The sequence below is a fragment of the Paraburkholderia nodosa DSM 21604 genome, assembly GCF_000519185.1.
GTDB classification, from domain to species: Bacteria; Pseudomonadota; Gammaproteobacteria; order Burkholderiales; family Burkholderiaceae; genus Paraburkholderia; species Paraburkholderia nodosa.
Genome location: NZ_JAFA01000067.1, coordinates 1 through 26,070, shown reverse-complemented (window position 1 = coordinate 26,070; position 26,070 = coordinate 1). Strand labels below are relative to the sequence as shown.

Genomic DNA, 26,070 nt, shown 5'->3' with positions numbered 1-26,070 from the left:
AACGTGGCATCGCGCTCGATGCGGCGTGCCGTACGCACGCTGATGCCAGTCTTGGCGGCCGCGACTTCCTGCGGATGGTGTTTGCGCTTGTTCATGTAGAGACGAACCTGTTGGTCGGTGATGCGGGTTCCAGACATGAGCTGACCGCTTCTTCTTTAAGCTTCGATCAGCCCATCCTAAAGCCCCGCCGACGCAGCGCTGCCGGTGGCTCGTCGTCTCCGGCGGCTACGCCGCCTGCGACTCCTCACCACCGGCCAAAACAATCGTCAACGACCGGCCAACATAATTGTCGCCGCCCAGGCGGAGCCGTTGGTGCACTCGCCGGCACGGCTAGCGGTATCGCATTAGCCCTATCCGGTGCAGAAACTGGCGCAGCGGTCGGTGTACTCGCCGGACCTGCCGGTGCTGTGTGCGGTGCCATCGCAGGTGCCGTGATCGCAGGCCTCATCGGCGGCACGGCAGGCTGTGCAACCGGTTCGGTGTTCGGCGAGGTGATCGACGACAAGGTGCTCGATAACTGCCGTTGCCACGTCTGCGGGCACACGTTCAGCCGCCACAAAGCATCTACCTGATCCGTAGTTTTCCGTTCAGCAGTATCCCCGTCATTTTTCGCACATCTGCTCGGCCGCGCGCCGGGCTTTATGCCGTTTACAAGGAGCTTTGCATGCATCTCGTTCAATCAATGGCTTACGTCAACGAGACCCCGTGGCATGGTCTCGGCCAAAAGCTTGCCCCGCGCCAGCCGATCGAGGTCTGGCAAAAACAGTCGGGTATGGACTGGGACATCGAATCGGCCGAGGTTCGATACGTCTCCGGTGGTTCGAGCAATCTGGGGTCCATTCACGCGTTCCCCGAGCAGCGCGTCTTGTTCCGTTCAGATACAAAGGCGGCATTGAGCGTTGTTTCATCACGGTATCAGGTGGTTCAACCTCGCGAAATCCTGGAGTTCTATCGCGACCTCACCGAAGTCGGCGGGTTCGAGCTGGAAACCGCGGGCGTGCTGCGCGACGGCAAGAAACTCTGGGCGCTCGCCCGTACCGGGCAGTCCGCCGTACTCAAGGGACGCGACGAGGTACGCGGATACCTGCTACTCGCGACAGCCTGCGACGGCACGCTGGCGACCACCGCACAGTTCACGAGTATTCGAGTGGTCTGTAACAACACGCTGCAGATCGCACTGGGCGACAGCGCGGGTGCCGTCAAAGTCGGTCACCGTTCCCAGTTCGATGCGCAAGCCGTGAAACGCCAACTCGGGATTGCCGTATCGTCCTGGGACGGCTTCATGGCCCGTATGCGCGCGCTGTCCGAACGCAAGGTCAACGACACCGTGGCCGAGAAATTCTTCCAGCGTGTGCTGACCTATCCGTCGAGCGGGCAGTCCATGCCGGTGCCGGTCACCAACGATCGTGCGATCAAGGCAGTTCACGAACTGTACGCCGGGCGCGGCAAGGGCGCGACTTTGCCTTCGGCATCGGGCACGGCTTGGGGCCTAGTAAATTCGATAACTGAATTTGTCGATCACTCCCGCCGCGCGCGTAGCGAAGATCACCGGCGCGACGCTGCGTGGTTCGGTGCCGGTGCCACCCTGAAGGAGAAAGCCTGGAACGAAGCGCTCAAGCTGATCGCCTGAAGGTTCCAGTGCGACATCGTAACGCCCGGCCGGGATTATCCCCGCCGGGCTTTTTCATATCTGGAGGTACTCACCATGTCTCAACCCGAAACGGCCGGACGTGGAAGAAGTCGTCCAGCGCTGCGGCTCGTGGAAACGAAAGACCTGTCCCGCAACGACTGGCTGGAGGTGAGGAAAAACGGGATTGGTGGCTCCGATGCGGCCGCGGCCGTGGGCCTTTCGCCGTACATGAGTCCGCTTGAGCTATGGCTCATCAAAACCGGACGCGACGCGAACCTGCCTCGCCCCGATCCGCAGGATACGAGCGAACCTGTTTACTGGGGTTCGTTGCTCGAACCCATCGTCGCCGCCTCTTATACGAAGCAGACCCGCAATCGCGTGCGGCGGATCAATGCCGTGCTTCAGCATCCGACGGTGCCATTCATGCTCGCCAACATCGACCGCGAGGTCGTTGGCAATCGCGACGTGCAACTACTCGAATGCAAGACGGCCGGCGAATTCGGCACGCGGCTCTGGCGCGACGGTGTGCCTGAATACGTGCAGCTTCAGGTTCAGCACCAGCTTGCGGTAACGGGCAAATCTGCGGCCGACGTCGCAGTACTGATCTGTGGCCAGAAACTCGAAGTGTACCGCGTGGTACGTGATGACGCGCTGATCGCGCGGTTGATCGAACTGGAAGCTGCGTTCTGGCGATTCGTGGAAACCGATACGCCGCCACCGGCCGATGGCTCCGATTCAGCCGATCGCGCGCTGCGCTGCCTGTATCCAGGCGCAGGCGGCACGGTCGATTTCACGGGTGACCGTCGCCTGTCGTCGGCCTTCGCTGATCTGATCACTGTACGGGCCGCCATCGAGGCCCGCCAGCAGGTCGAGGCGCAATTGAAACAGACCATCGCGCAGGCGATGGCCGAGGCCGACCGGGCCGAGTTCGAGACGGGCTCGGTTTCGTACAAACGCAGTAAGGACGGCACTGGCGTCGATCTCAAACGCCTGCTCTCCGATCACCCGCACTTCGCCACGCAGTACGCGATCACGAAAGCCGGTTCGCGCCGGTTCCTGGTGAACACCTGATTCACCGCCGTTCCTGCTGCGCCCTTCCTTCGATTCATTCCCACTATTTACGTACAGGAGAGTTCCATGCTCAAAGGCCTGGCTATCACCCCGCCGATCATCGGGCGGATTTCCATCGGTCGCGTTGTCGAGAAGAACGGCAAGCGGCTGCCAGAGAAGGACGATCAGTTCACCATTACCACGCAGGTGCAGAACCGCGACGGATGGCTGCTTCATCCTTTCGATGCAGAGTTGAGAAAAGCGAATACCGGCAAGCTGCGTGCGATTCCTGTCCGGTTCCTGTTCAACGACTCCGATCTGAATCTGCGCGCGGAATTCTCATGTTTCGACCGCGAGAGCGGCCGACCGGTGTGCGTCGGCAACGGCGAGACGTGCCGCCGGGCCTGTGACACCGGCGTCGAGGAGCTGCCGTGCCCGTCGCCGGATGGGTGCACCTTCGGTCAGGGCGGCGCCTGCAAGCCCTACGGCCGGCTGAACGTGCTGATCGGCGACGAGGACGAGATGGGTTCGTTCATGTTCAGAACTACGAGCTTTAACAGCATCAGGACGCTTGCCGCGCGCCTCCACTACTTCGCTGCGGTATCGGGCAACCTGCTGGCCTGCCTGCCGCTGGAACTGAAGCTGCGTGGCAAGTCCACAACGCAGAGCTATCGAAGCTCGATCTATTACGTGGATCTCGGCTTGCGATCCGGCAGCACGCTCGAAGCAGCGATCACGGAAGCGCGCGAGCTGGATGCGCGTCGCCGTGCGGTGGGCTTCGATCAGGCTGCACTCGATACTGCAGCACGTGCCGGTTTCAGTAACGGCGCATTCGAGGACAGTATCGAGGAAAGCTCGGCCGTCGTCGAAGAGTTCTACCCGCCGGATGCCGGTCGCAGCGAGAGTCACGGTGACAGTAACGTCGAGTCCGGCGATCCGCCTGCTTCCGGCCTGCGGGGCAAACTGGAACAGCGCGCCGCGTTGCTCGGCGGGAAGGCGGCATGATCCACAACCGGCCAGCCCTGCTTCTGGCAGTCGTGGCGACGGGAACGGCGATCAGCATGTCCGTGCTCGCTGGCTGGCAACGCGGCGGATGGCTTGCCGAACGGCTGGTGTGGATGGCGATCGGTGTTGTGCTCGTCGCTGGCGCGCACCTGCTGCTCGCACTGTGCCGGTCGGCCCCGCTGTCCGGGCGCGTGTTCGGTGCCGTGCTGTGGCTCGGATGCATGGGAGCGGCGTCGTATGGGCATGCGACCTTCTTTCTACTCTCTCAGTTTCACGCAGGGGAACTTCGCGTATCGGCTATTCCAGTCGCCAGTCTCCCAGCTCACCGGGAACTGACGGCCGTGATGGCTGACCGGGCATCGGTCATGGCTGCTCTGGCGCGTTCGGACGCACGGCGTTGTATCCGTGACTGCCCGACATGGCAGGCGCGTCGAACGTCACTCGCAGCCCGACTCGATGCGCTCGACGCCGAAGCAACTGATGTCCGACGGTATCAGGCCATCGAGGACGGTAACGCCGGGCACCGCATGACTGCGCGTGACGATCCGGTCACGGCACGACTCGCGATGTTCTGCGGGATACCGGAAGCGCGGCTGGATCTGTTCGCGGGTCTAGGCTTTGCTGCCGTCCTCGAAGGGCTTGCCTGTCTGCTTTGGTGGGTCGCACTGGCTCCTCGGGTTCCTGAGTCACCCGTTACGGATCGTCACGGAATATCGCACGACGTGACTGCCGGAAGGGCTTCGGTGACGCCGCCCGCCCGTTCGCCTACGCCAATAGCCGCCCAGTCACCCGGTCCGCCAGTCGTACCACCGACCGCCACGCTCCACCATTCCGACCTCGCAAAACTGCAGCACGACATCGAGTCCGGGGCCGTCAAACCCACCGTCGCCGGTATCCGTCAGCACCTCGGCTGCTCCCAAGCCAGGGCTTCTACCTTGCGCCGGCAACTCGCCGACCTCACGGCATAACCCGGGCGCGTTCTGCGCCCGATCTCTTTTCACCACGCGATCACGTTATCCAGTTCTTCGGAGACCCGTGCTCGCCCTTTATCTGGAGTAATCCATGCACGACACCACATTCGTTCATCTGCCGCCACGCCTCTGTCCCGTGACAAAAGGACTTGGCATCGTGGCCGGTATCACAGCCATCAGCTTCGCCGCAGCTTGGGCTTTCGAGCAACACCGTCAGCGAGAACTGGCTCGCGCGCTCGCCTCGATGCCCGATGTCATCAGCCTCTTCCCAACGCTCCTAACGCACGTGGGGACGGTGCCCTGGCAATTCCCTGTCGGCGTTCCGCTGAAGCCGAGCAACCGTAGGCCGTAACTCCCAGACCTGTTCGACCCGGCGTATGCCGCCGGGCGCTCCCTCATTTCCAGCATGCATCCGGTTCGACCGGAGGGTCGTGCTCGCCCATTTTCAGGAGACGTCGATGTTCCAACCTACCCGCCTCAAACCACTGTTTCATCCCGGAAAACTTCTCGTCGCACCGGCGGCTATCGAAGCGTTGCGCTCGAACAGCGTACCGGTCATCAGCGTCGTGCTGCGTCACATCGCCGGTGATTGGGGTGTGGTGTCCGAGGACGACAGGCTCCAGAACGACGTGTCGATCGCAGCTGGCCTGCGCCTGATCTCGATCTACCGCCTGCCGGATCAGACGCGCATCCTGGTCATCACGGAATGGGATCGCTCGAATACGACCATCGAACGCCTCGATGACGTCGTGCCCGGTAGCGACTCACGCCCGACTCGACCGGCGAACCGTCGCTATCCAGCCTGGCCGAGGGCCGACTACGTACAGGAGGGCCGTGCATGAGCTATACGAACAGCCCACGCTTCCCGATGAGGCACCCCGTCATCACTCCCGCAGCTCAGGCCGCGCTCGATGCGGCGGGCATCGAAGGTGTGCTGCTGCTCGCGCGGCACATTCACGGTGACTGGGGTGATTTGAGCACAGAGGATCTTGCCACGAACGAGTTGGCATTGCTGACCGGGAAGCGATTGCTGTCGAGCTACAACCTGCCGGACGGGCAGAGCAAGGTCTGGATCATTACTGAGGCAGATCGTGCCGTGACTACGATTTTACTGCCGGAAGAGTATTGATTGAGCTCTCGCATATGGGTGAACCCGGCACGCCGTATTCGGCCGGGTTCGCCCCAGAGCGGTATTTGTCGCTGCCGGATTCGCCCGCCAAAAGCAGTCGCTCAACGGTTTTGGTGCCGGTCGGGCCCGCCTAGCTGGCGGGCCGGCACAAGGCCTTTGAGCTTCCGGGTGGAAGCTGCTACACGGAAATTTCGGACACCATTGGACCTTCGGCGCCAATGGCTTGAAAGCGATAGAACTTTGCGGCTGACCCCATGTGACGGAATTTGTGCCGAGCAAGCTGCAACAGCTTCTCGTCGCAAGTGGAGATGACGAACTGCCGCTCGCCTTCCGGAGAACTCTGCAACCCAAGAATCAGGTCGAGTAGGGCATACGTATTCAGGTCATCGAAGTGGGTGACTGGGTCATCCATCATGATGGACGAGAAGCCCGACCAAGTCTGCGAACTACAGGCTGTGAGGAACAGACCCAAGACGAGCGTCTGTACCTGCGACTGGCTGAAAAAGTCCGTCGGCCGCAGTGTCTCCCCCTTGCGATGGACGCGGATGCCGATGGCCGAGTCCTTGCTGGAAACCTCAATTTCACCGAAGCCATAGACCGGACGAAGCCGCTGCTGAATGACGGCCGTCCTCGGCCCGTACTCGGTGATGAAGTGATCCGTCGCAAAAGCCTGCTGTGTGCTGAGAAGCTTCTTGATCTCAGTGAAATACCCAACCCAAGGCTGAATCTGCCGCGCGCGAGAGGTTGCTTCCTGAACCACTGCCTCGTTGGCAACAATGCGCTTGCGGATGTTCTCGAATGCAGCGGAAGTGGCGGCGGTGTCAACGGCCACCTCCAATTCCGCAACGCGGTCTCGCAGCCCTACTGCTGAGACCTCGCGTGCCGCGGCGACTTCCGCTTGTCGATGGAGCTCCTCCGGCGACACCGCGCTGTCGAACTTTGCAGCTGCGAGCTCCGATAGGACCGACTGGATGCGGGTTAGATGCCCGGTCCAAGCTTGATTCGCCTGCTGGTGACTGGTTCGAGCGGCAGTAACGGCCGCCTTTGCTGCGGCGCAGACTGCCTTTTGACTGTCGGCCTGCTCGTTTGCCGATTGAGCGGCGGCGCTCGTCGAGATCCTTTGTTCTTCGAAGGCGCGCTCCGCATCGGTTAGTTCCTGTAGAGCACTTGCCAGGTTAATGGAGCCTCGATTGGCCTGATTGAGCAGCTCGGTCAGGCGCTTCTGTGCATCGTTCTGCGCTGACTCGGTGGCCCGCTTCTGCTCGTCGAGCGCTTGATAGCCCGTCTGGGCAGATGCAAGCGCGGATTCAGCCATTTCCAGTAACTGCCTCGCTGATCCGACAGTCCCCGTGGCGTGCAGCTCGTCCTCGTGAACTTGGAGATCGAGGCTCTGTATCTGCTGCGGCGTTTCGCTGTTTAGCGAAAGCCCAACTGAGCTGAGCGACACCTCATAGTCCGCGCGCTGGCTCTCCAATTGCGACCGCTGCATCTGTGCATGAGTGAGCTGCAGCTCCTCCTGCTTCACCCGCTCAGTGAGTGCTTGTCTTTGGCGTACGAGCGCCTGGAGTGCCGTCCGCTGCGTCACGGCAACCTCGCTCAACTGGACGACGCGGTCGCCGCGCTGCATTCGCCGATCGATAGCGGCCAATAAGCCTTCCGTGCTTCCATGGTCATGCCCGCACAGTTGGCAATTTGGCCCGTCCACATGACCGCGAAGTTCTGCAATGAGTTCCTTGAGCCTCGAATCGTTGCCTCTGGCCTCTTCAAGCTCCCGCTCGGACTGTTCTACTAAAAGTTCCTGCGAGTGTTCGACCTGCAGGGCGTGTCCGATTTGCCTGCGCAGATCCTCGATTGAGGCCTGTAATTGAGTCCCAGAGTTCAGCAAACCGACGAAGGTAGGGGCAGCCTGTTCCCACGCTGCGGCAACGTCCTTGACCGATTGGAGGCGAGCTCGTTTCTCCGATGCGGCCTTGAATGCAGTCTCGGCCCGTTGAACCGATGCTGCGGCTTCGCGTTGAGCGGCTTGCGCTTGCCCCAGAGTAGCCCGTTGCTGGCTGATCTTCGGGGACAGTGCGGCCAGCTCCGCTGTCAGACTCTGAGCCTGGCTTGTCAGCTGTTCATACTCGGGCTGGACCGATGCTGCCCAGTTGAGCCTGTCCCGTCGAAGTTGAGAGTGTTGTTCCTGCGTCTTCAGCAGCGCCAACCGGCTAGACAAGGTGCCGAGGAGTTCCGACGCCTCCTTCTCGTGCGTTTCAGCCTGCTGCAGTTGGGCCTGCCGCTCGGCTAGCTGAGCTCGCATCGGCTCCTGTTGCTCACGAAGGATACCCAGTGTCCCGACCTGCTCAATGGCGCGCGACAGCAACGCCCGCCGAGCGACTGCCTCAGCCGCCGCAGCGTCTAGCATGGCCCTCAGACCTCGGGTGTCGCGTGACGCAATCCCGGAGATGTCGAAACCGGCGGTCGAGATTGCTTCCTCCAGATCGGCGAAGCGGGCGTCCAGCGCCTCTGAGGAGGTGTTCGAGGCAGCAAGCCCCTCCAAACGTTCCAATTCCCTGCGCTCATGTGCGATGACCTCCTGGGCACTGGCTATGTCAGTGGTCGCCTTGCGGTGTTCTTGCCCGGCGAGCTTGAGCACTTCCTCGGTCTTCTTGAGTCCGCTCGCATAGTCCTCGAAGGCGAGCATCCGAGAGACCAGTTCCGACGGTAGTTCGCACTTCGACGCCACGTCCTGCGTGAGTTCCTGGTTCTCCTGGCTGAACAAGTGGGTTGCTCGGAAAAGATCTACCAGGCTGTCTACCCGGTCGGCGCCCGGGGCCGTACCGCCGGTCATCAGACTGAGGACCTCTTTGCGTGGTGTGGCCTTGCCGTCAACCAAGGCATTGTTGTTGTCAGCAAGATTGCGCGTGATGACGTGCGTCTTGCCTTCCCGCTCGAGCGTCAGTGAGACTTCGGTGGGATCGCTTTGGCTATCGAGGTGCTTAGCGACCCGGGCTAACCCGCCAGGTGCTTTGGCTAGGCGGCCAACGCCGCCGGTGACCGCGAAGTCGAGGGCATCGAAGAACGAGGTCTTTCCGAAACCGTTCGGACCATAGAGGATGGTCACCGCTGAGCCGAGCTCGAATACCTTCTTCGTCCGGTAGGCCCGGAAATTCTGGATGGAGATGGACTTCAGGGTAGCTTGAGCCCGGTCTTCCCCGACCGCGCTAATCGCACTGGGACCGACTGCCGACTGCAGCGCTTCAGGAGGACCATAGGTGCCGGCAAGACAATCGGTCAGGATTTTCGACGCGCTGCTCGTCGACGGCACGACAAGCGCCTTCGCAAGGTCGGCCTTGAGATTGCGCTGGCGAAGCAACGTCTGGGCGGACGGCGGCCTCGTCTGGACACCAGGTGTGATGGGCGAAAGAGGAAGGAAGGGCAGCCTGGCCAAGCTGTCGGCCAGTGCACCGTCAAGACGAACGACGTACTTTCTGCAGAAGTACACGTCGACCTCCACACGGGAGCAGAAGTCCGGGTCTACGGTGACGCCCGCCGGAAGGCAGTACACGAACGCCACGTCCTTCGTCGACCACTGGGCGCTGTTCTTCAGGTAGTGCTTTTTAAAGGCTTCATAGAGCGGCTGATAGTCGGCCTGGTCACCGAACGCGAAGGCGGTGAGCGCGTGCTGACGCAACATCATCACGACGGGCAGGCAGCCGTCCCGCAGGGCCTCTTCGGAGAAAGTCACTCCATTCATGAGGTCCGCTAGAGTGGACTGCAGTTCTGACGGCAGGCTCATAGCCTCAGGAGAACTTTGCATCGAGTGCCTCCTTCAAGTCGGATTCGTTGGCCGAGCTCCGATACGCGTCGAGTACGTCGTGGTACCCAACGCGAATGATGGCGCTGGTGGGTTGGGTGAATTTCGCCTCGGTGGATGGCTCGTCTGGAACTTGGTCGTAGATGGACTTGAACCGCGGGTCCCACGGGGTGTTGTCCTCGTCTCGGCTGACAACCACGAGTTGCCCCTTGTGCGCCGGCAGGCAATTGAGAACATGCTTGTCGCAGTCCTCATGGCTGGTGCCCATTACGGCAATGACCTCCAAGCTGGTTTCGTCCTTCATGATGGTCGCCTGAGCACCGTTTCCATGGAATGTCGCAGGGTACTGAGCCACGTCGAGAATCGAGAAGGTGTGCAGAAGATGCTTCACGGCATGGCTTTCACCAGCCTTCCATTCGTCCGGTGTTCCCTTGCAAGCTGTGAGGCTGGCAAAGTTCACGGTGGAATTGATGGCATCTGCCTTCAGCTTTCGTAGCTCGCCGACCGCCCGCTGGTGTGCAGCACCGGCCGCCGCAGTTAAGGGCAGGTTTGAGTACTTAGTGGCCAATGACTTTGAAGGTTCGTCCAGTTCGTCGTTCATCCACTTGACGACAGCAGGCACGGCGCCACCTGGTGCCCTGGGGTCATCCGCGCCATTAAACGGATGTACGGTAGGTTCGCGCAAGGCAAATCGACGTCCTGCTGATCCCGGAGGCAGCGTGGACGGATGGATGACCAAGAACGAGTGAATGCAGGCTCCGCGCTCGCGAAAAACAGCGTCTCGGAAGTTCTCCAGTATGTCTCCCCCTCGCTGCGGCGTACCTCCATTGCCGTACGTTGGCATGCATTCTGGGCGCGAGAAGCGGCTCTGCGTGACGATGACTGCAGACTGACCGAACTTCTCAGCCATGCCGGGCGTCGCCTTACCGGCGACGTTCGCCATTACCAAACAGGTCTCGTCGCGAGTGACTCTGGGATAATGGGCAGGGTCAAAGAAGGGTCCCACCTGACTCATGAACGAGGCATGGGACGGCGCAGGGTTGCATTGCGCTACAAACAACCAAGTCAGAGGAAGTATGCCGCCCAACTGCCCAGCCCGTGTGGCAATTCCCTCGAGCAGCCACTCCCACATTCGCTTGGCGTCCGTTGATCCAATCCAGTCGAAGCAAAGCAGAGCTGCGAACTGATATGGGGCATCAGCGTTTGAGTGGATACCTTTGAACACATAGATAGAACGGCCCTGGTACATCGACATGTGGTTGACATTCAGCTCAACCCAAGCAGGGGAGAGCTTCGGCTGCACCCAACTCCGAACTTCGCCGGTCGGCAGTTTCGCCCAGATGAGCACGCAGTTCACCCACTGATGTTCGTGTACTCGGTCAAGTCGGTTCTCGACGGTGTCATACGTGGTGTTCGGCTTTTGAACCAGCTCAACGAACTGGGCTTTGGTCAGCCCATCCACCCCGCCGATGACGATCGTTTCGGTTGGCCACTCGGCTGCTTGCAAGGCCGCCGTAATGCGATCTACGCCATCCAGTCCTGGAACCGTGCACTCGGGGAAGACTGTGAAGTGCGTCTTGTCGGCGCCGTGCGCGCAACGCCGTGAGACGGCAAGAGTCTCATCGATGCACTGAAGAGCCCGTTGCCGTTCTGCGGGCTCCCATGTAAAAGGTTCTTGCGGTACGAAAACTACGTGGGGCTGCGCGATGACCATCGCAACTTCCCCACGAGGAAGGCGCACGCCCAGCGCGCCCAAGTCGACCTCGCGGACCGCAACCATCCAACCTCCTTGTCACTTTTAAGATCATTTTGACACGCTTGGTAACCGTCGGGCTCAACTGGCGTTCTACACGCACGTTCCCTAAATGGCGGCGGCGCCGTGACCAGTCCTTTCGTCGTATTCGCCGCCACTGGACTGCCGCAGAGCAGATCTTGGTGAGCGTCCGCCGATGGCCGAACGCTGCCTGATGTCTCTCACCAATACCGGCTAGACCCGCGTCCGCAACCGACTCGATCCCCTCAGCGTCGCGCAAGGCGACCAGCCAGACGCTCAACAATCTCGACGACCATCGTCCGGTCGTTGCCGCTGAGCTTTGCCAGAAGCTGGCCAACGTATTTCCCCTGATCACTGCTGCGCGTGCTGGCTCCGGTCAGCAGATCGGCCGCGTCACAGCCGAAGATTTCGGCCAGCTCGACAAGCCGAGCAACGGTCGGCATCACGAGGCCGCGCTCCATACGTGATACCGCCTCGTTGCCGATCCCGAGCATCTCCGCGACCTGCTCCTGCGTCAGGCCGCTCTCCAGCCGGTGCTTTGCGATCGCCCGACCGATCAGGCCGGCAAGCTCATCCAGATCAACCTGCGCCATGTGTTCTCCCATTCAACTTGAATGGTTGAGCACACGACCTTTAAAATTAAGGACTTTATGAGTTTATATTCAACTTATAAAGATGAATTGCCGTTATCCGTTGCAACAACACCATCAGCTTCGTCACCAGAGCCTTACAAACCGGAAAGAGAGATCACCGCATGAAGAACCGCCGCTACACCCACATTCCTCACAGCGTCGCCCTCACTGCGCTGACCGTCCTACTTGCCGCATGCGGTAACAGCGCACCGAGCGAAAGCGATGCGAAGCAAGCCGTTCAAGCCCAGCTGGGCGATTGCAAGTACGTCGATATGTCCGACTTCAATCGAGTCAACGATACGCAGGGCGGCGATGACCGCCACTACCAGGTCCAAGTGCAATACAACCTGACGCTCAAAGCCGACGGCGATCAGAAAGACAAGCTGGAAGACTGGGCAAAGAAAACGTCAGAGCGCCAGGATTTGCTCAAGCAGGAAATGCAGATCCGAAAGGACAACGCCGACAGCGGTAAAAGCGCGGCTGACGATTCGGATCTGAAAGACGATGAGCAGAAACAGGCGGCGATCTATCAGGAGCTGATCACCAGTTACGGCCCGCGCACGTTCCGATCCGAGTTCGACCAGGCCTGTCCGAATTTCCCAGGCGATGCCGCCCGGGACCTGTTTACCAAGGTCGATGGTCCAGGCTTCAGCGGCAATAACACGCTCCAGTTCCATTACACGCTGGACATGGTCAGAACTGACAACGGCTGGCAGTTGGATCGCTAACGCCATTGCTACTTCAGTGCCGTCCATGATCAGGCGGCCCTTCCTCAGCACGACTCAACCAATAAGGACCGTAGAAGAATGAAAATCCGATCCATCACGGGAATTGCACAGCTCGCGCTGGGCGCTTCACTAGCATTTTCTCTTGCCGCATGCGGCGGTGGCGGCGGCTCCGGCGCATCAACGTCGAGTCAGCCGGTGACTGCCGCCGCCACGTCGATGACCGGCACCGTCGCCATCGGTACCGCGCTGACTGGCGCGACGGTCACCGTGACTGATGCGAACGGCAGGACGGTTTCGGCTACGTCAGGCGTCAATGGTGCCTACAGCGTTTCTCTGACCGGACTAAGCACGCCGCTCCTGATCACCGCCGCCGATCCGTCCGGCGTGTCGGGCACGCTGTATTCCGTCGTCGCCAGCTCCAACACCGCCAATGGTGCGCCAGTGACGGCTAACGTCACACCGCTGACCACGGCCGTCGCGGCGCTCATGACTCAGTCAGGCAATCCGGCGGATCTGACTGGTAACGCATCGGCAATCACGTCATCAGCCATTACTGCGGCGGAAGCCACCCTCGACACCGCGATCGCGCCGATCCTGTCGGCCAATAGCGTTCCGGCGTCATTCGATCCCATCGGCACGACCTTCACCCCGAACCAGGCGGGCGCAGATGCAGTAATCGATTCCGTCGCAGTCACGCCCTCGGCCTCGGGTTCCGGGCTGCAGATCACAAGCCTTGCCAATCCCAATACGGCAATCCAGCTCAACTCCAGCACGAGCGTATCTACCGCGCTGACGGCACCCGCCCAGGCCGCGAACTACCTCGGCAACCTGCAAGCGTCGCTGAGCGCTTGTGCCTCGGACGTCCAGGGCGGTGCCACGGACACCTCCGACAGCAACTGCGCGTCGGCAATCGATGCGAACTACCTGAACAACGGCATTGGCACGGGCTTCGCCGGGTTCGCCAAGCGTCACACGCTCTTTACCAAGGGCACCGTGCTGACCGGCATCAAGACGGTCGCGTTCGTCCCGGCTGGCACGCTTGGCGGAATCAGCAATCCGGCTGCCCTTGTCTATCTGCTGATGACCGATCCGGACGGTACGCCTGACTTCGGCATGGACTACGTGCAGCAGTTGCCCAATGGCCAGTGGGACATCATCGGGAACCAGTTGCAGGACAGCAGCTACATCGCGTCGTTCCTCGGTCGTGTTCAGTACACGGATTCGGCGGATGCGGGCAACGCGCACTATGAGTCGGGTCTCAATATCCAGATTCCGTCTTCGGTGAAGGTCAACGGTACGGCCACGGGTGTCGGTTCTGCCGCGGTGACGGGGCCGGGCCTGCCCGCTAGCGGCCTGTGGCTCCAGACCGCTGGTAACGGTACGGGTGCTGGATATCTTGAAATTCCGACGGGCACGCTCACCGCGCCGCTCACGAGTGTTGGCAATCGCGTCAACGGCGGCATGTCCACGGCCTATAAGTGGGCATGGGCGCCGCTCTCGGGCAGCGTGACGTCGTTCTCGCCGAACGGTCTGCCGGAATACGCGTCGTCGTCGCAAAACGTCTCGACGATCTCGAACTTCGGCATCTATACCGTCACGCTGTACGACACGAGCGGCACAGAGATCCGTTCGGAGCAGATCCAGAACATCGCCCGCAACTATGCGGCGGCAGCAGGCAGCACCATCAAGTGGCAGACGCTCGGCAACGACGTAATCGCGAATTACCTGACGCCAGGCGGTTCCAGTACCCAAATTGCACCAAGTACGTCGGCCACGCTCGACTGGACGGCTCTGGCCAGTTCGTTCTATCCGAACTTCTGGGCGTCGATCAATTCGCTTGGCGTTGCCCAGGTCAGTATCCCTGCCACGACTTACGACGCGACGGCATGGGGGGCAAGTACGGGCAATACGCCGTCGCCGTTCACGTTCAACACGCCGTTCACCGACGTGCTTACCTCGACTGCAACCACGACGGCCGAGCAAACCGTTCAGGTGCAGCTTGGCTGGCAGGCTGGCGGCGAGTATTACGTCAACACCTGGCAGTACGGCAATCCGTAACGTCGCCCTGTAGGAGCACCGAGGAACCCGCGGCAACACGGGTTCCTTTTTTTTGCCATCAAAGTCACTTCACGAAACGGTATCCACCGTATTGCTGCAACAATCGCGCCGCCCCCTAGCCGTCCATTGGCTACCACCGGTTGCAATTGGCCGTACCCGAACTTCGTGCGTTTAACGAAGCATTCGAGGACCGACGCAAGCGCAACTCGGCCATAGCGAGCAACCTGAAGCGTAACGGCCTCGATGTCCTCGCGCATGCTGGCGAAGTATTTTTCACGCAAGAAATATTCGCCCGAGACTGGCCTTCAACGGCCAGGCGCCGGCAACGTTCCGGCTTCTGCCTGCGGTCTTTCCTACTGTTTGCGCGGCTTCGGACTCAGCGAGATGCGCCATTGCCCGACGGTTCTCGCGGCGCTGTCCGCGTCGAACGTCCGCTCCAGGCAAAACAGCAGATCTTCCTGGCGCGGCTGCGCGAACACCAGCCGATACAGCGCGAGACTGCGTTTGAGCCGCCGATAGCATGCTTCGTCGCGGCTGAGCGGCAGCGCCATCACTGTGCGTTCGATCTGCGAGCCGCCTTCGACCTCGTAGATCCAGAACGGGATCAGATCGTTGGCATTGGCTGGCCGGCTCTCGACGGCCAGATCGAACAGTGTGCTCCAGACATCGCCGTGCGCGCCGGGCGCACGTTGCAGTGCCGCGTGCCCGTGCCTGAGCGCCACGTTTTTGCGCACCGCGTAACCCTTGTAGCGATGCACGCGTCCTTCGCGCTGCTCCATATCGACGGGATTCAATGGCAGGTTCCAGTGCATGACCGAATGGCACCAGTGATGAAAATCCAGCCCTTCCTGCCCGATGGACGTCGACGTCAGCACGAACGGCCAGAACGGCGAGTTGAAAGCGGCCTGCACCGTTTTTTTTCGTGTGACCGCGCCATCATCCTCGCTGACCTGACCGAATCGCAGCGCGAAATGCGTGCGGATGCCCGTCTCGAATGGCTTGATGGACACGAGGCCATCCTGAACTTTGACTTCGTCTGGATGCTGGGTCGCGCTTCGCAGAGACATCGCTTCGAACATGGCGTCGCCGAGCTTCTGGCAGCCTTCGTCGACGGGGCGTTCGGCGAGCCCGTTGGCATCGAAGAGAATGTGCGCGTATTCGTCCAGCAGCGCCTGCAGATTGCCGTCTGCGCTGTACTGCAACACGCGCTGCCAGTACGAATCCTCGTCTCGTTCGACGGCTTTCAGCAGTGCGACTGCGCGCGGCGAGTTAAACTGGCTGCGCATGCCCTCCGCGATGCGCGCGGCGGCGCTGAGCATGGCCTCGGGCGCCTGGTCGTGCGCCCAACGGCGCATCAGCGTCCGCAACGCACAGGTCGCCGGCGCATTGAGCGCGACATGGGCGAGCACCGTCACCAGATCGTCAGGCACGCGGCCCAGTTCGTTGAATTCGCCATCCCATGCCTCCAGCCAGCGGACGACGTGATCATCGAATGCACTGGACGAATCGTCCTCCATGTTCTCGCGCAGGCTGCGCGCTACGGTCCAGCCATGCTCGCACCATGCACGGGCTTCGGGATGACGACTCGCCTCCAGACGCGCAAGCGTTACCCAATACCAACGCCGGTCGAATGGCCCTTCGTTGACGCGATGCTCTACGAACGGGGTGATCGCCGCCTCGACTATTTCCATCGCGCGTTTGTGAATGTCCGCGTAGCACGGTGCAGAATCGACATCGGCGAGCAACGCGAGCGGATCTACGAGAGACGTCAGCGCCTGCGACGGAAAGGCCAGCAGCATGGTCGCCATGCCGGCCGGTTCGTTGCCGCTTCGTTTGAATTGTAGGCGCGGCCCGAAGCGCTTCACCATCCCAGCGTATGAAGCCCGGCGGTCGAAGTGCTCCACTAGCCTGCGCTCGGCCTCGAAGGAAAGGATCGCTGCAAGCGCATCCGGCACCACGTTCCACGCCGAGAACACCAACTGCTTGCTAACCGCACCGATACCTTCATACTCGCCGCCAGCCTGCCAGTAGCCAAGCGAAGGTGGCATCCAGAGAAGTTTCCACAGACCATCCCGATCGATTCGCCCAACGAGAGCACGAAGGCGCGCGTTACCCGGATCGATCACCCGATAGTGCTCCACGTCGCGCGGGTCGAAGGACGCGGGCGGACGCTTCGCCAACACCTCGTGAACCGGCGACAACTTCCGCCCGGGCTTGATCTCCTCCTCGAGCAACTTCTTGAACCGATAGCCACTCATGAAATTGAGCAGATACGGGCTCGACTTCCAGTATTCGATTGTGTCCGGCTCCTTGAGCGTGCTCGCCAGCGCCTCCAACGTGCGGAAGTCGGCGAGATCGCCAGGACACAGGCATGGCATGAGCGGCTGGTCCTTGACCATCGCGTCGGCGCGCAGGGTGGCCTCGACGCGCTCTGTCCGGCACATCACATGCCGCAAGGTTTGTTCGATGCGTGCCTTCACTGGCGCTAGCACGGCGAGATCGTCGGGACCGCGCGCGCTCAGAAGGCCCGTGCGCAACGCGCCGATATCGCTCTTGAGCGCATCGATCTTGTCGGGTTCGCCTGGATATAGAAATTGTAGGGTGCGCAGAAAATCGGTGTAGTGATCCTCACTCTCGTCATCGCGCGCGTACATCTTGTAAGGCGTCGCGGACAGAAGCAGTACGCGCGCACGGCCTTCGTAATTGAAGAGTTGATGCGCGAGCTCGGCTGCGGGATTATCCGTTTCGTCGGGATCGTCGAAGAGATCGTTGAAGCGCTGAAACTCGTCGAGAATGACAAGCGCAGGCTTTAGCGCGACGAGGCAGGTCCACGATAGCAACCTGCGCAGATCGCCGACGAGGGTCTTGCAACGTTCATGATCTTCCTCGGTGATTTTCCTGCGTCGATCGGCACGAAGCTCCGCGATTTCGCACAGTTCCCGGTAGAGCGCTTCGTCGCGCAGGATGTTGTCGCGAAACGCACTCGCGATGGTCTCGTCATACCCTCCTTCGATTTGCTGTTGCGCGTCGACGTCCCACGTATCACCCGCCGTTGCGCGTAGCGCACGGCGCAGGCCATGCTCGCGCACGCCCTGCAGCGTGCGCAGCATCTGATAGATAAGATGCCGCTCTTCCTTTCGTCCTGTGCGCAAACCGCCACCGTTCTTCGTGCCGAAGGCCACGGTCGGCGTGAAGCTGATCAGGTTCACCGCGTGATTGTCAAGCTCGTGCGTGTACTTCGGCAGCAGCGTGAGCCGATTGGCCTTCGATACGTTGGACTGCCCCGGCAGCAGCAGCCGCCTGATGTTCTGCGCGGCGATCTCGGCATTCGAGCAGACATAGACGATATCGATCCGCTTCAGCGTCTGCGCGTATTTGTCGATGGTCTTCGCGATCACCCCCTTCGCGATCATCGTCTTGCCGAGGCCCACTTCGTCAGCGACAAGAAAGCGCATGGCCGGTTCTGCGTCATCGAACATACGCTCAAAGACGTAATCGACCGTCATCTTCTGAAAATCCTTCAGGCCCGTGATGAACGTACTTGCCGCAATATTGCGTGTCATGTGAGCTTCTCGTTTTTCAACGCTGTCTCGAAAACCGACCAGATTTCGAGGAAATCGGCTGTGAGAACGGGGTCGCTTGTGTGCGCCTGCTCGCTGCCGTGTTGCTGTTCCTGCGCGGACTTGCGGCGCAGCCGTTCGACGAGGTCGCGCACCTGCGCGAGGCGCTCCGGCTCGCGTGCGTAGGCACGTGCGAGCATCTCGAAGAGCGGCATATCGTCGAAGGACGCGCCGTGGCCGTCTCCGAACTTCACGCCGTCGCCGTTCCCATCGCCTTCGTCGCCATCCCAGTCCCCTAGCAGCAGCAATAGATAACGGATCAAGCCTTCGCGATTGCGGATCGCCGCGTGCAGGATCTCTAGATCGCGCTCTTCCGGACCACCGTGCAGCGGCAGCTTGAGCACGAAACTCAATGTCGCCTTGCCGAGCATGAGCGTGAAACCCGTGAACGCAGTCACCTGATGCGGCGCAAACTCGCCGAGCCGAATGCCTGAAAGTGAAACATCGACAAGAGCCTGCCGTGCGGCGTCGATCGGTTTGGCCCGTGTCTCATCCTGCGACACGAGCCACGCGTGCGCCGAGGCACCGTTCCAGTCGGTGTTGTCGAGGCCGCGTAGATCGACAGTCCAGCCCGACTCGGCCAGCTCACCATGCAGCGCGAGTGGTCCACGCGCCAGAGCATCACGCAGCGCTTCCAGCGCATGCTCGTCCTCGAGTGCGTCAGCGTCTTTCGGCTCCGAGCGCACGTAATCCGCAAGGAGCGGGCCGAGCCCTTCCTCTCCGACCCAATCAGCCGGTCCGCCGACCTTGCTCGCGCGCCCAATCAACTCGACAACGAACTCGACATTCCGGCCTTGCACGAGTGCGGCACCAGTGGCATTCGCCGACCCGACGAAGAGATGAGTATTCCAAGCGCGCTTGCCGATATACGCCTTCGCATGTAGCCCGCACTGCCGATGCGCGACGTCGTCCTCGGTGTCGCCTGAGAGCGCCTGATCGCTCAACACGCGCACATTCGTAAAGCCGCCGTGCGATGCACACTTGTCCAGCTCCTCCGCACGCGAGACGAGGAAAAGCGGTGCTCTGGTGCGTGATACAAGACGCGTCAGCGCGTCCATCGAAACGAACGGCGAGATCACTCCAAGCTCGTCCCACTTCACGCCGTTCGGCGCCTCCGGAAACCAAGAGGCAGTCTTCTTGCCAATGCCAAGAGGATAAAAGTGCACCTCCTCGAACTGGCCAGGCGGCGCCCATGTCGTACGCGCGGCATCGACGCACAGTTGCTCGATTTGCTCTGTGCGCGCCGCACCGACGGTCACCTCATTGCCCCGCAGCAACCATTCGATGAAGGACGCAAGTGGCCGGCTCGCATCAACGCGCTTTTTGCCCGGCTCGCCTTCGAGCCAGAGCGACAGATCCCACGAGCGGTCGTCGGTGAGATTGCGCGTGAGCACGAGCAGGCGAAGTAGCGTGGGCTCCTGATCCGCCGCATCAACAGGCTCGAAGCGTAGCAGCCACACCTTTGGATGGAACACACCGTGCTCGTGCGGTACCTGTGTTTCCTGCACCATGTTCTCGAGCAAGCCGAGCAAGGCATTGGACTTGCGCGGAATATGAAGTCGGCCGCGCTGACAGAAGACTGTCAGCCGGTCACCCATGCGGCGCACCGCGTCGAGCACCGGCAGCGGGTCGGGCCGCTCGGGCGATGTGTGCTCGGCATCGCGTCGCGCGAGATGCAGCGGCAAGGTCAGGAGCGTGATGAGATCGAGCGAATAGGTCGTCGCCACGCCACAATCGAATCGATAGCGGTCAGGCGGTGTGAGCGCATCGGTCAACAGGCTACGTCGTTCGGGATTGATCATTTGGCGTTCTTCCAGCCGGCGTGCCATTCTCCAAGAAAGTCGCGCGCCACGGGCCATCGGTAGCTGAGCGGCATGAGCCCCGCATTGCCGCTCCATTGGTCACGCGCGGCGCGGTTTTCGAAGCGTGAGCGATTGCCCTTGCGCTTCAAGCTCACCTCGCGGTCGCGAATGAGTTGACGGCAATCGACAGATGCGCCGATATCGCTGCGATCACGCAAGGCGAGCACGAGCCACGCCTTCACGAACTCCTGCGTCTTCGGTGTGATCGTGTGGCCTTTGTTGAGCACGCGTTTCCAGAACGCACCGAGATCCCAGTCGATGCAAAGCGGCAGATCTTGTTCGGCCCACTTCATTAGGTCAAGCCCGCGATCGATGGCAATCGCTTCCGACGGAGGCGAGAGACGCGCGAGTTCAAGGTTATAGAGTAAAGCCGCACCATGAATCAGCACATTTAGCCGATGCGCATCGTCGATCAGCAGGCGAATGTCCTCCGGAAACGTTTCCTTGCGCGGATGCAGCCAGATCTGCTCGACATCGAACAACGTGCTGCCGGCTGCGAGGTCCTGGGCGATCCAGGTCAACAGCGACTGACCGTGATGCAGCGTCCAGCGGTCCAGTAGCAGTTCCGCCTCACCACGCGTCAGCATGAGATTTGCATGGGTGGGAAAGCCTTTCGGGCGCAGTTCGACGACCTTGCGATCCCAAGCGAGGCCACTGCGGTCACCGTCGTGCGTGTCCTGGTCATCACGGGTGCGCCGTGTATTGCGCTGCGTATGACGGCGGTCGGCCTGCGCATAGTACTGCTGCTGCGAGACGCGCGCGCGCCGTAAGCCCCAACTGCCGAGGGCCGCCCAGTAGACGGAACTCGGGAAGCGCTTGAGAGCCTCGCGCTTTTCCCGGCCGATTACGCCCGGCTCGTCCGGCGAGGTATTGGCGATTAGTTCGTCGAGCAGCCCAACTTCAGCGTCGCGCGCGGCCGTCCGGAATGCCGAGGCTCGGATGTTGCGCGCGTCGAGTTGCTCCATCAACCAAGGCACAAAGAACACATAGCGCAGACGCGTCTGGATGGTCGACGTGCCGGGAAAAAGCTGATCCGCGATGGAATCCCGGATACCACCGATGCCCAGTTCGTCGCGCGCGTCCGGCTCGTTGAAGAGCGAGAGAATCTGCAAGCTGCGTTGCGCAGCGGCTGCATCGTGATCAAGCCACGAAAGTTGAGAAGCCATGATCGCGGATCACTGGAGTTTATTTTTCATGCCGTCCGTGAGGGCTGGAGGAACACGTCCCCGTGGAGGTCGATCCACAATAAATGCACTTGTTGGCACCGCTCCCATGCTTGTGCTTCCGGAATGGACTGTTGCTACATGTGCCATATGACGACGATCCACAGAACTCGCAATGCTTTTCGTCATCGTGGTGCTCATGCTTCCCATGCGGGCTAGAGCTACACGTGCCATATGACGATGATCCACAAAATTTGCATTTCCCCGACATGCCTGATCCCCATTGAAACGTTGATATTGCAACTGGCGCAACAGCTAGATACCCAGACGAATCCCATTCGCTGCGCCCGGTCTTCTTTCAGCGCACATTCTTCCTCAAGCGCCGTGACAAATGCCTCCGCCGAGCGGCCCGCATAAAAGCGATGACGGCGCACGACTGCCGCATAGTCGCCCAGAGTCAACGCATGAATCCGCACGAGGCGTGCAAGCGTTACGGCGAGCGGCTGAGGCAACCCGAGTGCCCTCGCCTGGCGGCACAACAGCATCCATGCTTGATCGGCACAAAGGTAGTCAAACTTTAACGTCAGATCGAACCGACGCAACACGGCCTGATCGAATCCGTCGAGCAGGTTGGTCGATGCGATGAAAACCCCTTCAAACGCCTTCATTTGCGTAAGCATTTCGTTAACCGAGTTGCCTCCCACCCATGCATCACACTGCGGCGATCGTGGAGAACACTGTCAATCTCGTCAATCAGCAGGATCGCCCCATCGTTTGCAACCTGCCGGAATGCGCGAGCAATGTGCTTCTCGGCCTCGCCGACCGATTTCGACAGAATGTCCGATGCGCGGCATACCAGCATCGGCATCTCCAGATGCTGTGCCAGGAAACGCCCGAATGCCGTTTTCCCGGTACCGGGGGGTCGTATAGGTAGGCAGATGCGTGCGCACCTTCCGTACGGATGCCCTGCGCCACCTGTGCGAGATCCTTATCGGTGTGGACAAACGCAAGGTCATACGTATCCGGCAGCGCCTTCTTTACCGGTGAAATTTCTGCGGCCACGCGCAACACGCCGCCCAGACTGTGGGCGGCGTGATCAGCATCGGACACTCGAATTTACGCAGAGTCTGACTAAGCTGCATCCAGCATCCGAAACTCCGCATCGATCGCTTCACCTTGATCGCGCCAGCGATGGAACTGCTCGCGCTTCTCGCGTCCCGCCACGACGCTTTGCTCGACCGCCGTTACGTTGGCGCGCAAATCGACGAGCTCCGGGAAAAACTGATCCTCGAAATCCGGTCCCTTGATCAAATCAAGCAATTCCGCGCGCTGTTTCTCGAAGTTCTCGACCATCTTGTCGAGCACCTGGCGGAACGCCTGTTCGCGTTTCATCTGCTCCACAGAGTCCCAGATTTCGAGCGCAAGACCGAATGCCGACAGTAGGCCGTTGAGCCCCTTCGCGAAATTGACGGCGCCCCACGGCTTGAACTTCAGCATCTTGCCGAGATCGAGACCAACCGCCTTTGCGACACCGACAATGCCATCGCGTGCAGCCAGCACCGACGTGTTGTTTATCAATCCGCTCTTGACCACGTAGTCGATTCCCTGCTTGCCATAGGCACGCACGCTCGCGTTGAAGTGATTCACCTCCGCGTCGAAACCGACCGCCATCTTGCTGACCTCAAATTTCACCGAGCGCATCTGCTGATCGAACGCGTTTTGCAGATTCGCGTTCAACACCACGCCGTCCGAACCGACGTTACGCTCGAAGAATTCCGCGAACGTATCCAACGACTGTCCGCGCGCCTGCAGGATCAGATCGGTGAAGAAATCCGTAACGAAACTGCGCAAACCGATGCGTACGTCGTTGATGCGCGCATCGGACGAAACCAGCTGCTTGCGCAACTGGTTGCTCATCGTTTCGAGGCGGTTTACTTCCTGCGCGATGCAATCGTCGTTATGGACGGCGATCGGCAACTGCTTGCCGAGCACGTCGCGCACGATGCTGCGCCGCGTCTCGTCGACAACGGCCTCTATTCCACCGGCCGCCGAGACCTTTTCCGACGTCGCGCGCTGGAGCAGCCCGATGCGCGAGAGCGCGCGAAAACGTTCGAGGTCTGTGAGCCAGTGTTCGGTGCCCATCTCGAACGGATCGGCGGCGACGGCCACCACCGCGAGTTCTGCGGTCTCCGCGTCGGTCAACGCGATCAGATCGCGCAGGCGGCTCGCCACGTTGTCCTTCTTGATCGCGAATAGCTTCGCGTACTCGAGCTCGTCTTCGACGTCCGCGACCGCGTCGAAACGGCTCAGCACAAACACCGTGCGCGGCAGCAGGTTCAGCGAGCGGAACAGCCAGGTGAGATCGTCTCGATGGCTCTCCTTGATCGGGTTCGTCGGGTCCATCACGTAGACCACGAGATGCGCTTCGCTCACGTACTTGCGCGTGAGCTCCTTGTATTTTTCGAGCGTATTGGTTTGTGCGTCGAACTGCTCCTTGAAGCCGAATAGACCCGGCGTGTCGATCAGCAGGCAATCGGGGCTCGCCTCGTAGACCGTCACCGCATTCGACGACTCCTCGTGGCTGATCTTCATCGTCGACTTGTCGAGCCGTTCGAGCCACGCGGCAGCGATCGCCGTCTTGCCTTCGGAGAAGCCACCGATCAGCACGACGCGCAGCTTTTCTTCTTCCATGCTGCGGATCGCACTGTCGAGTTTCACCTTGACGTTCGGATCGGCATCGATACCGAATGCTTCGCCTTGCGCGAGGAACGCCTGAAGGTCGTTGAGCACCCTCAACGTTTCCGCTTGCCGCTCCTTGAAAGAGTTGAGTGTCTGTTCCATTACACTGCCTCAGTTTCGGACATCGTTTTAGAAAAATGCATGAGCTTCGCGCTGACACGGATCAGAGCGGAATTTACTTGCGCAACCTGCTCGACCGAGCGCTCGACTTCGGCCGCGATCTCGCCGATGCGTGCCTTGACGCTTTCCATCACCTTGTCGCAGCTGCTTTTCATCGCGTCTTCCATGCGGCCGACGACGCGCCCGATGTTCTCGTTCGCGGCCTTGCGCTGCTGCGATTTCTTGTAATCGCTGTCGAAGAAGCCCCAGACCGCTTTCGCGATGCTCACGACAAGCGTCACTCCGCCGATCGCAAGCGTCACCCATCCGGCGGGATTCCAGATCATCATTAGCCCCCCGGCGAGCGCCGCAATGAGGGGCATGTACTTTACGCCGCTGTCGAAGGTCATGTTCAGCTCAAAGCCGCCGAGCGTCTGCGTACCGATCGACCGATACGCATCCTGCAGTTCGGCGATGCGTCGCTGGAAGCGTTCAAGCGTATCGCTCACGTCCTGCTGAAATCGCGTGAGTTCCCTATCCATCAGCGTCGGAAGGGCCGATTCAAGCTTCGCCTGCTCGCGCTTCATCGCTGCGCCCAGCGCGTGCTTCACGTCGTCGTTATCGATGCCGTCCTTGATTCGCTCGTAGATATGCTCGCGCACGCGCATTTCGAATGTGCGGATCGCGGCGTCCGCATGCGTTTGCAACGCGGGGCCGAGCGCACTCACCGCGAGTTCCAGCTGCTCGCTGACGTGGGCCCAGTCGCGCTGCACGTCCGCAGCAAGCGGTGCGACCTTGTCGCGCTGGATCAGTGCGATCGTGCCGGCCGCTGTTTGCACAGCGCTGCGCACCTTGTTGACATTCGCGGCGCGAATACGCGCCTCGCTATCGGTCACCATACTGCCGCTCAGCCAGTCGAGAAACGACTGGAATCCCGACCTCGCGAGCACGTCGGCGGGACTCGCCTTCGCGAGGAACTTCTCGCGGCTGCGCGCGGCATCCGACGCAGGCACGAGACAATCGGCCGCCGCGAGAAACGCGGGCTGCGCGCTCAGAGCGATGTAGCGCTGGTAGTTGTTGCCCAGATGCTCGCGCATCGTTTCGTCAAGCACGGTGAGGCTCGCGCGTTCGCCCTGGTTCAGCAGATCGCCCTTTTCGAGCTGGATCGGATTCGTGATGCGCTTGTTAAAAATCGACCGCACTTCCGTTTGATCGCCGAGATGCTCGCGAATTTTTTCAAGCGTACCTTGACCGTCCTTGTCGCCGGTCTGCGGCGCTGAGGGCTTGCCGGTCACATAGAACACCGCGTGTGCGGCCTTCACTGCGCCCAGAATGCTGTCGATCACGCGCGCTTCCTTGCCCTCGATACCGGGCACGTCGAGCAGTTCGAAGCGCTGACCGTTCGCATGGAATTCGTAGCCATGCGTGTCGAGCGTATAGTCGGAGCGACCCGTGCCGATGATCTGGCCGTCCGCGAACGGTGCGAGGCTGTCGAGCATCGCGTGCGCCTTCGCCTGCTGCGCTTCGAGCGACTGAAGTGCCGTTTGTGCTCTGTCGAGCTGAGTATCGAGCCGCGCGCGCTCCGCTGAGTGCGCCGCCGCGAGTTCCCGCTGTTGCTGTCCGGTACGCGCGAATTCGAATTGTTCCGATGGCTTGCTGAACAGCCACACGAGCTTTTTCCAAAGCGACGCAGCCCGTTTCTTCGCCTCGACCGCAAGACTGGGCGGCGACAATTATGTTGGCCGGTCGTTGACGATTGTTTTGGCCGGTGGTGAGGAGTCGCAGGCGGCGTAGCCGCCGGAGACGACGAGCCA

General features: G+C 60.9%; 20 protein-coding genes. 10 read left to right on the top strand and 10 right to left on the bottom strand.

What is annotated here, in order from left to right:
- Positions 1–431: 431 nt before the first annotated feature.
- The 8 genes from A3CW_RS53690 to A3CW_RS0141845 all read left to right on the top strand — a co-directional run bounded on the left by A3CW_RS53690 (position 432) and on the right by A3CW_RS0141845 (position 5,785).
- A complete protein-coding gene (locus tag A3CW_RS53690; protein ID WP_211254133.1) occupies positions 432–572 on the top strand; it encodes a hypothetical protein in 141 nt (46 codons plus the stop codon).
- A gap of 92 nt (positions 573–664) precedes the next feature.
- On the top strand, positions 665–1,630 hold the full coding sequence (locus A3CW_RS0141875; protein ID WP_028208848.1) for a DUF932 domain-containing protein: 966 nt from the start codon (positions 665–667) through the stop codon (positions 1,628–1,630).
- A gap of 75 nt (positions 1,631–1,705) precedes the next feature.
- Entirely contained in the window at positions 1,706–2,701 is a 996-nt protein-coding gene (locus A3CW_RS0141870) for a YqaJ viral recombinase family nuclease (protein ID WP_028208847.1), read from the top strand.
- 66 nt (positions 2,702–2,767) lie between these two features.
- Complete coding sequence (locus tag A3CW_RS0141865) at positions 2,768–3,685, top strand: recombination directionality factor (RefSeq protein ID WP_028208846.1); 918 nt, start codon at positions 2,768–2,770, stop codon at positions 3,683–3,685.
- Positions 3,682–4,653, top strand: coding sequence for a hypothetical protein (locus A3CW_RS0141860; RefSeq protein ID WP_028208845.1), 972 nt, complete (start codon positions 3,682–3,684; stop codon positions 4,651–4,653). The genes A3CW_RS0141865 and A3CW_RS0141860 overlap by 4 nt, the downstream gene beginning before the upstream one ends.
- 94 nt (positions 4,654–4,747) lie before the next feature.
- Positions 4,748–5,008, top strand: a complete 261-nt coding sequence (locus A3CW_RS0141855; protein WP_028208844.1) for a hypothetical protein — start codon at positions 4,748–4,750, stop codon at positions 5,006–5,008.
- A gap of 106 nt (positions 5,009–5,114) precedes the next feature.
- Positions 5,115–5,498 carry a hypothetical protein gene (locus A3CW_RS0141850; protein WP_028208843.1) on the top strand — a complete coding sequence of 128 codons (384 nt, stop codon included), beginning with the start codon at positions 5,115–5,117 and terminating at the stop codon, positions 5,496–5,498.
- Complete coding sequence (locus A3CW_RS0141845) at positions 5,495–5,785, top strand: SH3 domain-containing protein (protein WP_028208842.1); 291 nt, start codon at positions 5,495–5,497, stop codon at positions 5,783–5,785. The genes A3CW_RS0141850 and A3CW_RS0141845 overlap by 4 nt, the downstream gene beginning before the upstream one ends.
- A 178-nt stretch (positions 5,786–5,963) precedes the next feature.
- Here the strand turns inward: A3CW_RS0141845 and A3CW_RS0141840 are convergent, their stop codons facing one another.
- The 3 genes from A3CW_RS0141840 to A3CW_RS0141830 all read right to left on the bottom strand — a co-directional run bounded on the left by A3CW_RS0141840 (position 5,964) and on the right by A3CW_RS0141830 (position 11,948).
- Complete coding sequence (locus tag A3CW_RS0141840; protein ID WP_081772074.1) at positions 5,964–9,584, bottom strand: AAA family ATPase; 3,621 nt, start codon at positions 9,582–9,584, stop codon at positions 5,964–5,966.
- Positions 9,568–11,361: a hypothetical protein gene (locus tag A3CW_RS0141835; RefSeq protein WP_028208840.1), complete on the bottom strand. Its 1,794-nt coding sequence runs from the start codon at positions 11,359–11,361 to the stop codon at positions 9,568–9,570. The genes A3CW_RS0141840 and A3CW_RS0141835 overlap by 17 nt, the downstream gene beginning before the upstream one ends.
- A 239-nt stretch (positions 11,362–11,600) precedes the next feature.
- On the bottom strand, positions 11,601–11,948 hold the full coding sequence (locus A3CW_RS0141830) for a helix-turn-helix domain-containing protein (protein ID WP_028208839.1): 348 nt from the start codon (positions 11,946–11,948) through the stop codon (positions 11,601–11,603).
- Between the two features lie 161 nt (positions 11,949–12,109).
- On the opposite strand from A3CW_RS0141830, the gene A3CW_RS0141825 reads away from it, so the two are divergent.
- Together A3CW_RS0141825 and A3CW_RS0141820 are read left to right on the top strand one after the other, a co-directional pair.
- Positions 12,110–12,715 carry a hypothetical protein gene (locus A3CW_RS0141825; protein WP_028208838.1) on the top strand — a complete coding sequence of 202 codons (606 nt, stop codon included), beginning with the start codon at positions 12,110–12,112 and terminating at the stop codon, positions 12,713–12,715.
- A gap of 78 nt (positions 12,716–12,793) precedes the next feature.
- Positions 12,794–14,773, top strand: a complete 1,980-nt coding sequence (locus tag A3CW_RS0141820; RefSeq protein WP_028208837.1) for an Ig-like domain-containing protein — start codon at positions 12,794–12,796, stop codon at positions 14,771–14,773.
- 353 nt (positions 14,774–15,126) lie between these two features.
- Here A3CW_RS0141820 and A3CW_RS0141815 read toward each other — a convergent pair whose 3' ends face one another.
- From A3CW_RS0141815 to A3CW_RS0141785, 7 genes are all read right to left on the bottom strand, one after another.
- The gene (locus tag A3CW_RS0141815) at positions 15,127–18,336 is read right to left on the bottom strand and encodes a helicase-related protein (protein ID WP_028208836.1); all 3,210 of its coding nucleotides are present in this window, start codon (positions 18,334–18,336) and stop codon (positions 15,127–15,129) included.
- Entirely contained in the window at positions 18,333–20,195 is a 1,863-nt protein-coding gene (locus tag A3CW_RS0141810; RefSeq protein WP_028208835.1) for a phospholipase D family protein, read from the bottom strand. The genes A3CW_RS0141815 and A3CW_RS0141810 overlap by 4 nt, the downstream gene beginning before the upstream one ends.
- The gene (locus tag A3CW_RS0141805) at positions 20,192–21,421 is read right to left on the bottom strand and encodes a DUF6361 family protein (RefSeq protein WP_028208834.1); all 1,230 of its coding nucleotides are present in this window, start codon (positions 21,419–21,421) and stop codon (positions 20,192–20,194) included. The genes A3CW_RS0141810 and A3CW_RS0141805 overlap by 4 nt, the downstream gene beginning before the upstream one ends.
- Positions 21,422–21,639: 218 nt before the next feature.
- The gene (locus tag A3CW_RS0141800; protein ID WP_028208833.1) at positions 21,640–22,086 is read right to left on the bottom strand and encodes an ATP-binding protein; all 447 of its coding nucleotides are present in this window, start codon (positions 22,084–22,086) and stop codon (positions 21,640–21,642) included.
- Positions 22,083–22,346 carry an AAA family ATPase gene (locus A3CW_RS54665; RefSeq protein ID WP_407669822.1) on the bottom strand — a complete coding sequence of 88 codons (264 nt, stop codon included), beginning with the start codon at positions 22,344–22,346 and terminating at the stop codon, positions 22,083–22,085. Before A3CW_RS54665 ends, A3CW_RS0141800 begins: the two co-directional genes overlap by 4 nt.
- Before the next feature lie 203 nt (positions 22,347–22,549).
- Positions 22,550–24,259 (bottom strand): LeoA/HP0731 family dynamin-like GTPase, encoded by a 1,710-nt coding sequence (locus A3CW_RS0141790; RefSeq protein ID WP_028208831.1) that lies wholly within the window; start codon positions 24,257–24,259, stop codon positions 22,550–22,552.
- A complete protein-coding gene (locus A3CW_RS0141785; protein ID WP_154678206.1) occupies positions 24,259–25,926 on the bottom strand; it encodes an importin beta family protein in 1,668 nt (555 codons plus the stop codon). The genes A3CW_RS0141790 and A3CW_RS0141785 overlap by 1 nt, the downstream gene beginning before the upstream one ends.
- Between the last annotated feature and the right edge of the window lie 144 nt (positions 25,927–26,070).

Coding starts and splice junctions, on each gene's coding strand:
- A3CW_RS0141875 (WP_028208848.1), top strand. CDS start 665: ATGCATCTCGTTCAATCAATGGCTTACGTCAACGAGACCCCGTGGCAT.
- A3CW_RS0141870 (WP_028208847.1), top strand. CDS start 1,706: ATGTCTCAACCCGAAACGGCCGGACGTGGAAGAAGTCGTCCAGCGCTG.
- A3CW_RS0141865 (WP_028208846.1), top strand. CDS start 2,768: ATGCTCAAAGGCCTGGCTATCACCCCGCCGATCATCGGGCGGATTTCC.
- A3CW_RS0141860 (WP_028208845.1), top strand. CDS start 3,682: ATGATCCACAACCGGCCAGCCCTGCTTCTGGCAGTCGTGGCGACGGGA.
- A3CW_RS0141855 (WP_028208844.1), top strand. CDS start 4,748: ATGCACGACACCACATTCGTTCATCTGCCGCCACGCCTCTGTCCCGTG.
- A3CW_RS0141850 (WP_028208843.1), top strand. CDS start 5,115: ATGTTCCAACCTACCCGCCTCAAACCACTGTTTCATCCCGGAAAACTT.
- A3CW_RS0141845 (WP_028208842.1), top strand. CDS start 5,495: ATGAGCTATACGAACAGCCCACGCTTCCCGATGAGGCACCCCGTCATC.
- A3CW_RS0141840 (WP_081772074.1), bottom strand. CDS start 9,584: ATGCAAAGTTCTCCTGAGGCTATGAGCCTGCCGTCAGAACTGCAGTCC.
- A3CW_RS0141835 (WP_028208840.1), bottom strand. CDS start 11,361: ATGGTTGCGGTCCGCGAGGTCGACTTGGGCGCGCTGGGCGTGCGCCTT.
- A3CW_RS0141830 (WP_028208839.1), bottom strand. CDS start 11,948: ATGGCGCAGGTTGATCTGGATGAGCTTGCCGGCCTGATCGGTCGGGCG.
- A3CW_RS0141825 (WP_028208838.1), top strand. CDS start 12,110: ATGAAGAACCGCCGCTACACCCACATTCCTCACAGCGTCGCCCTCACT.
- A3CW_RS0141820 (WP_028208837.1), top strand. CDS start 12,794: ATGAAAATCCGATCCATCACGGGAATTGCACAGCTCGCGCTGGGCGCT.
- A3CW_RS0141815 (WP_028208836.1), bottom strand. CDS start 18,336: ATGACACGCAATATTGCGGCAAGTACGTTCATCACGGGCCTGAAGGAT.
- A3CW_RS0141810 (WP_028208835.1), bottom strand. CDS start 20,195: ATGATCAATCCCGAACGACGTAGCCTGTTGACCGATGCGCTCACACCG.
- A3CW_RS0141805 (WP_028208834.1), bottom strand. CDS start 21,421: ATGGCTTCTCAACTTTCGTGGCTTGATCACGATGCAGCCGCTGCGCAA.
- A3CW_RS0141800 (WP_028208833.1), bottom strand. CDS start 22,086: ATGAAGGCGTTTGAAGGGGTTTTCATCGCATCGACCAACCTGCTCGAC.
- A3CW_RS0141790 (WP_028208831.1), bottom strand. CDS start 24,259: ATGGAACAGACACTCAACTCTTTCAAGGAGCGGCAAGCGGAAACGTTG.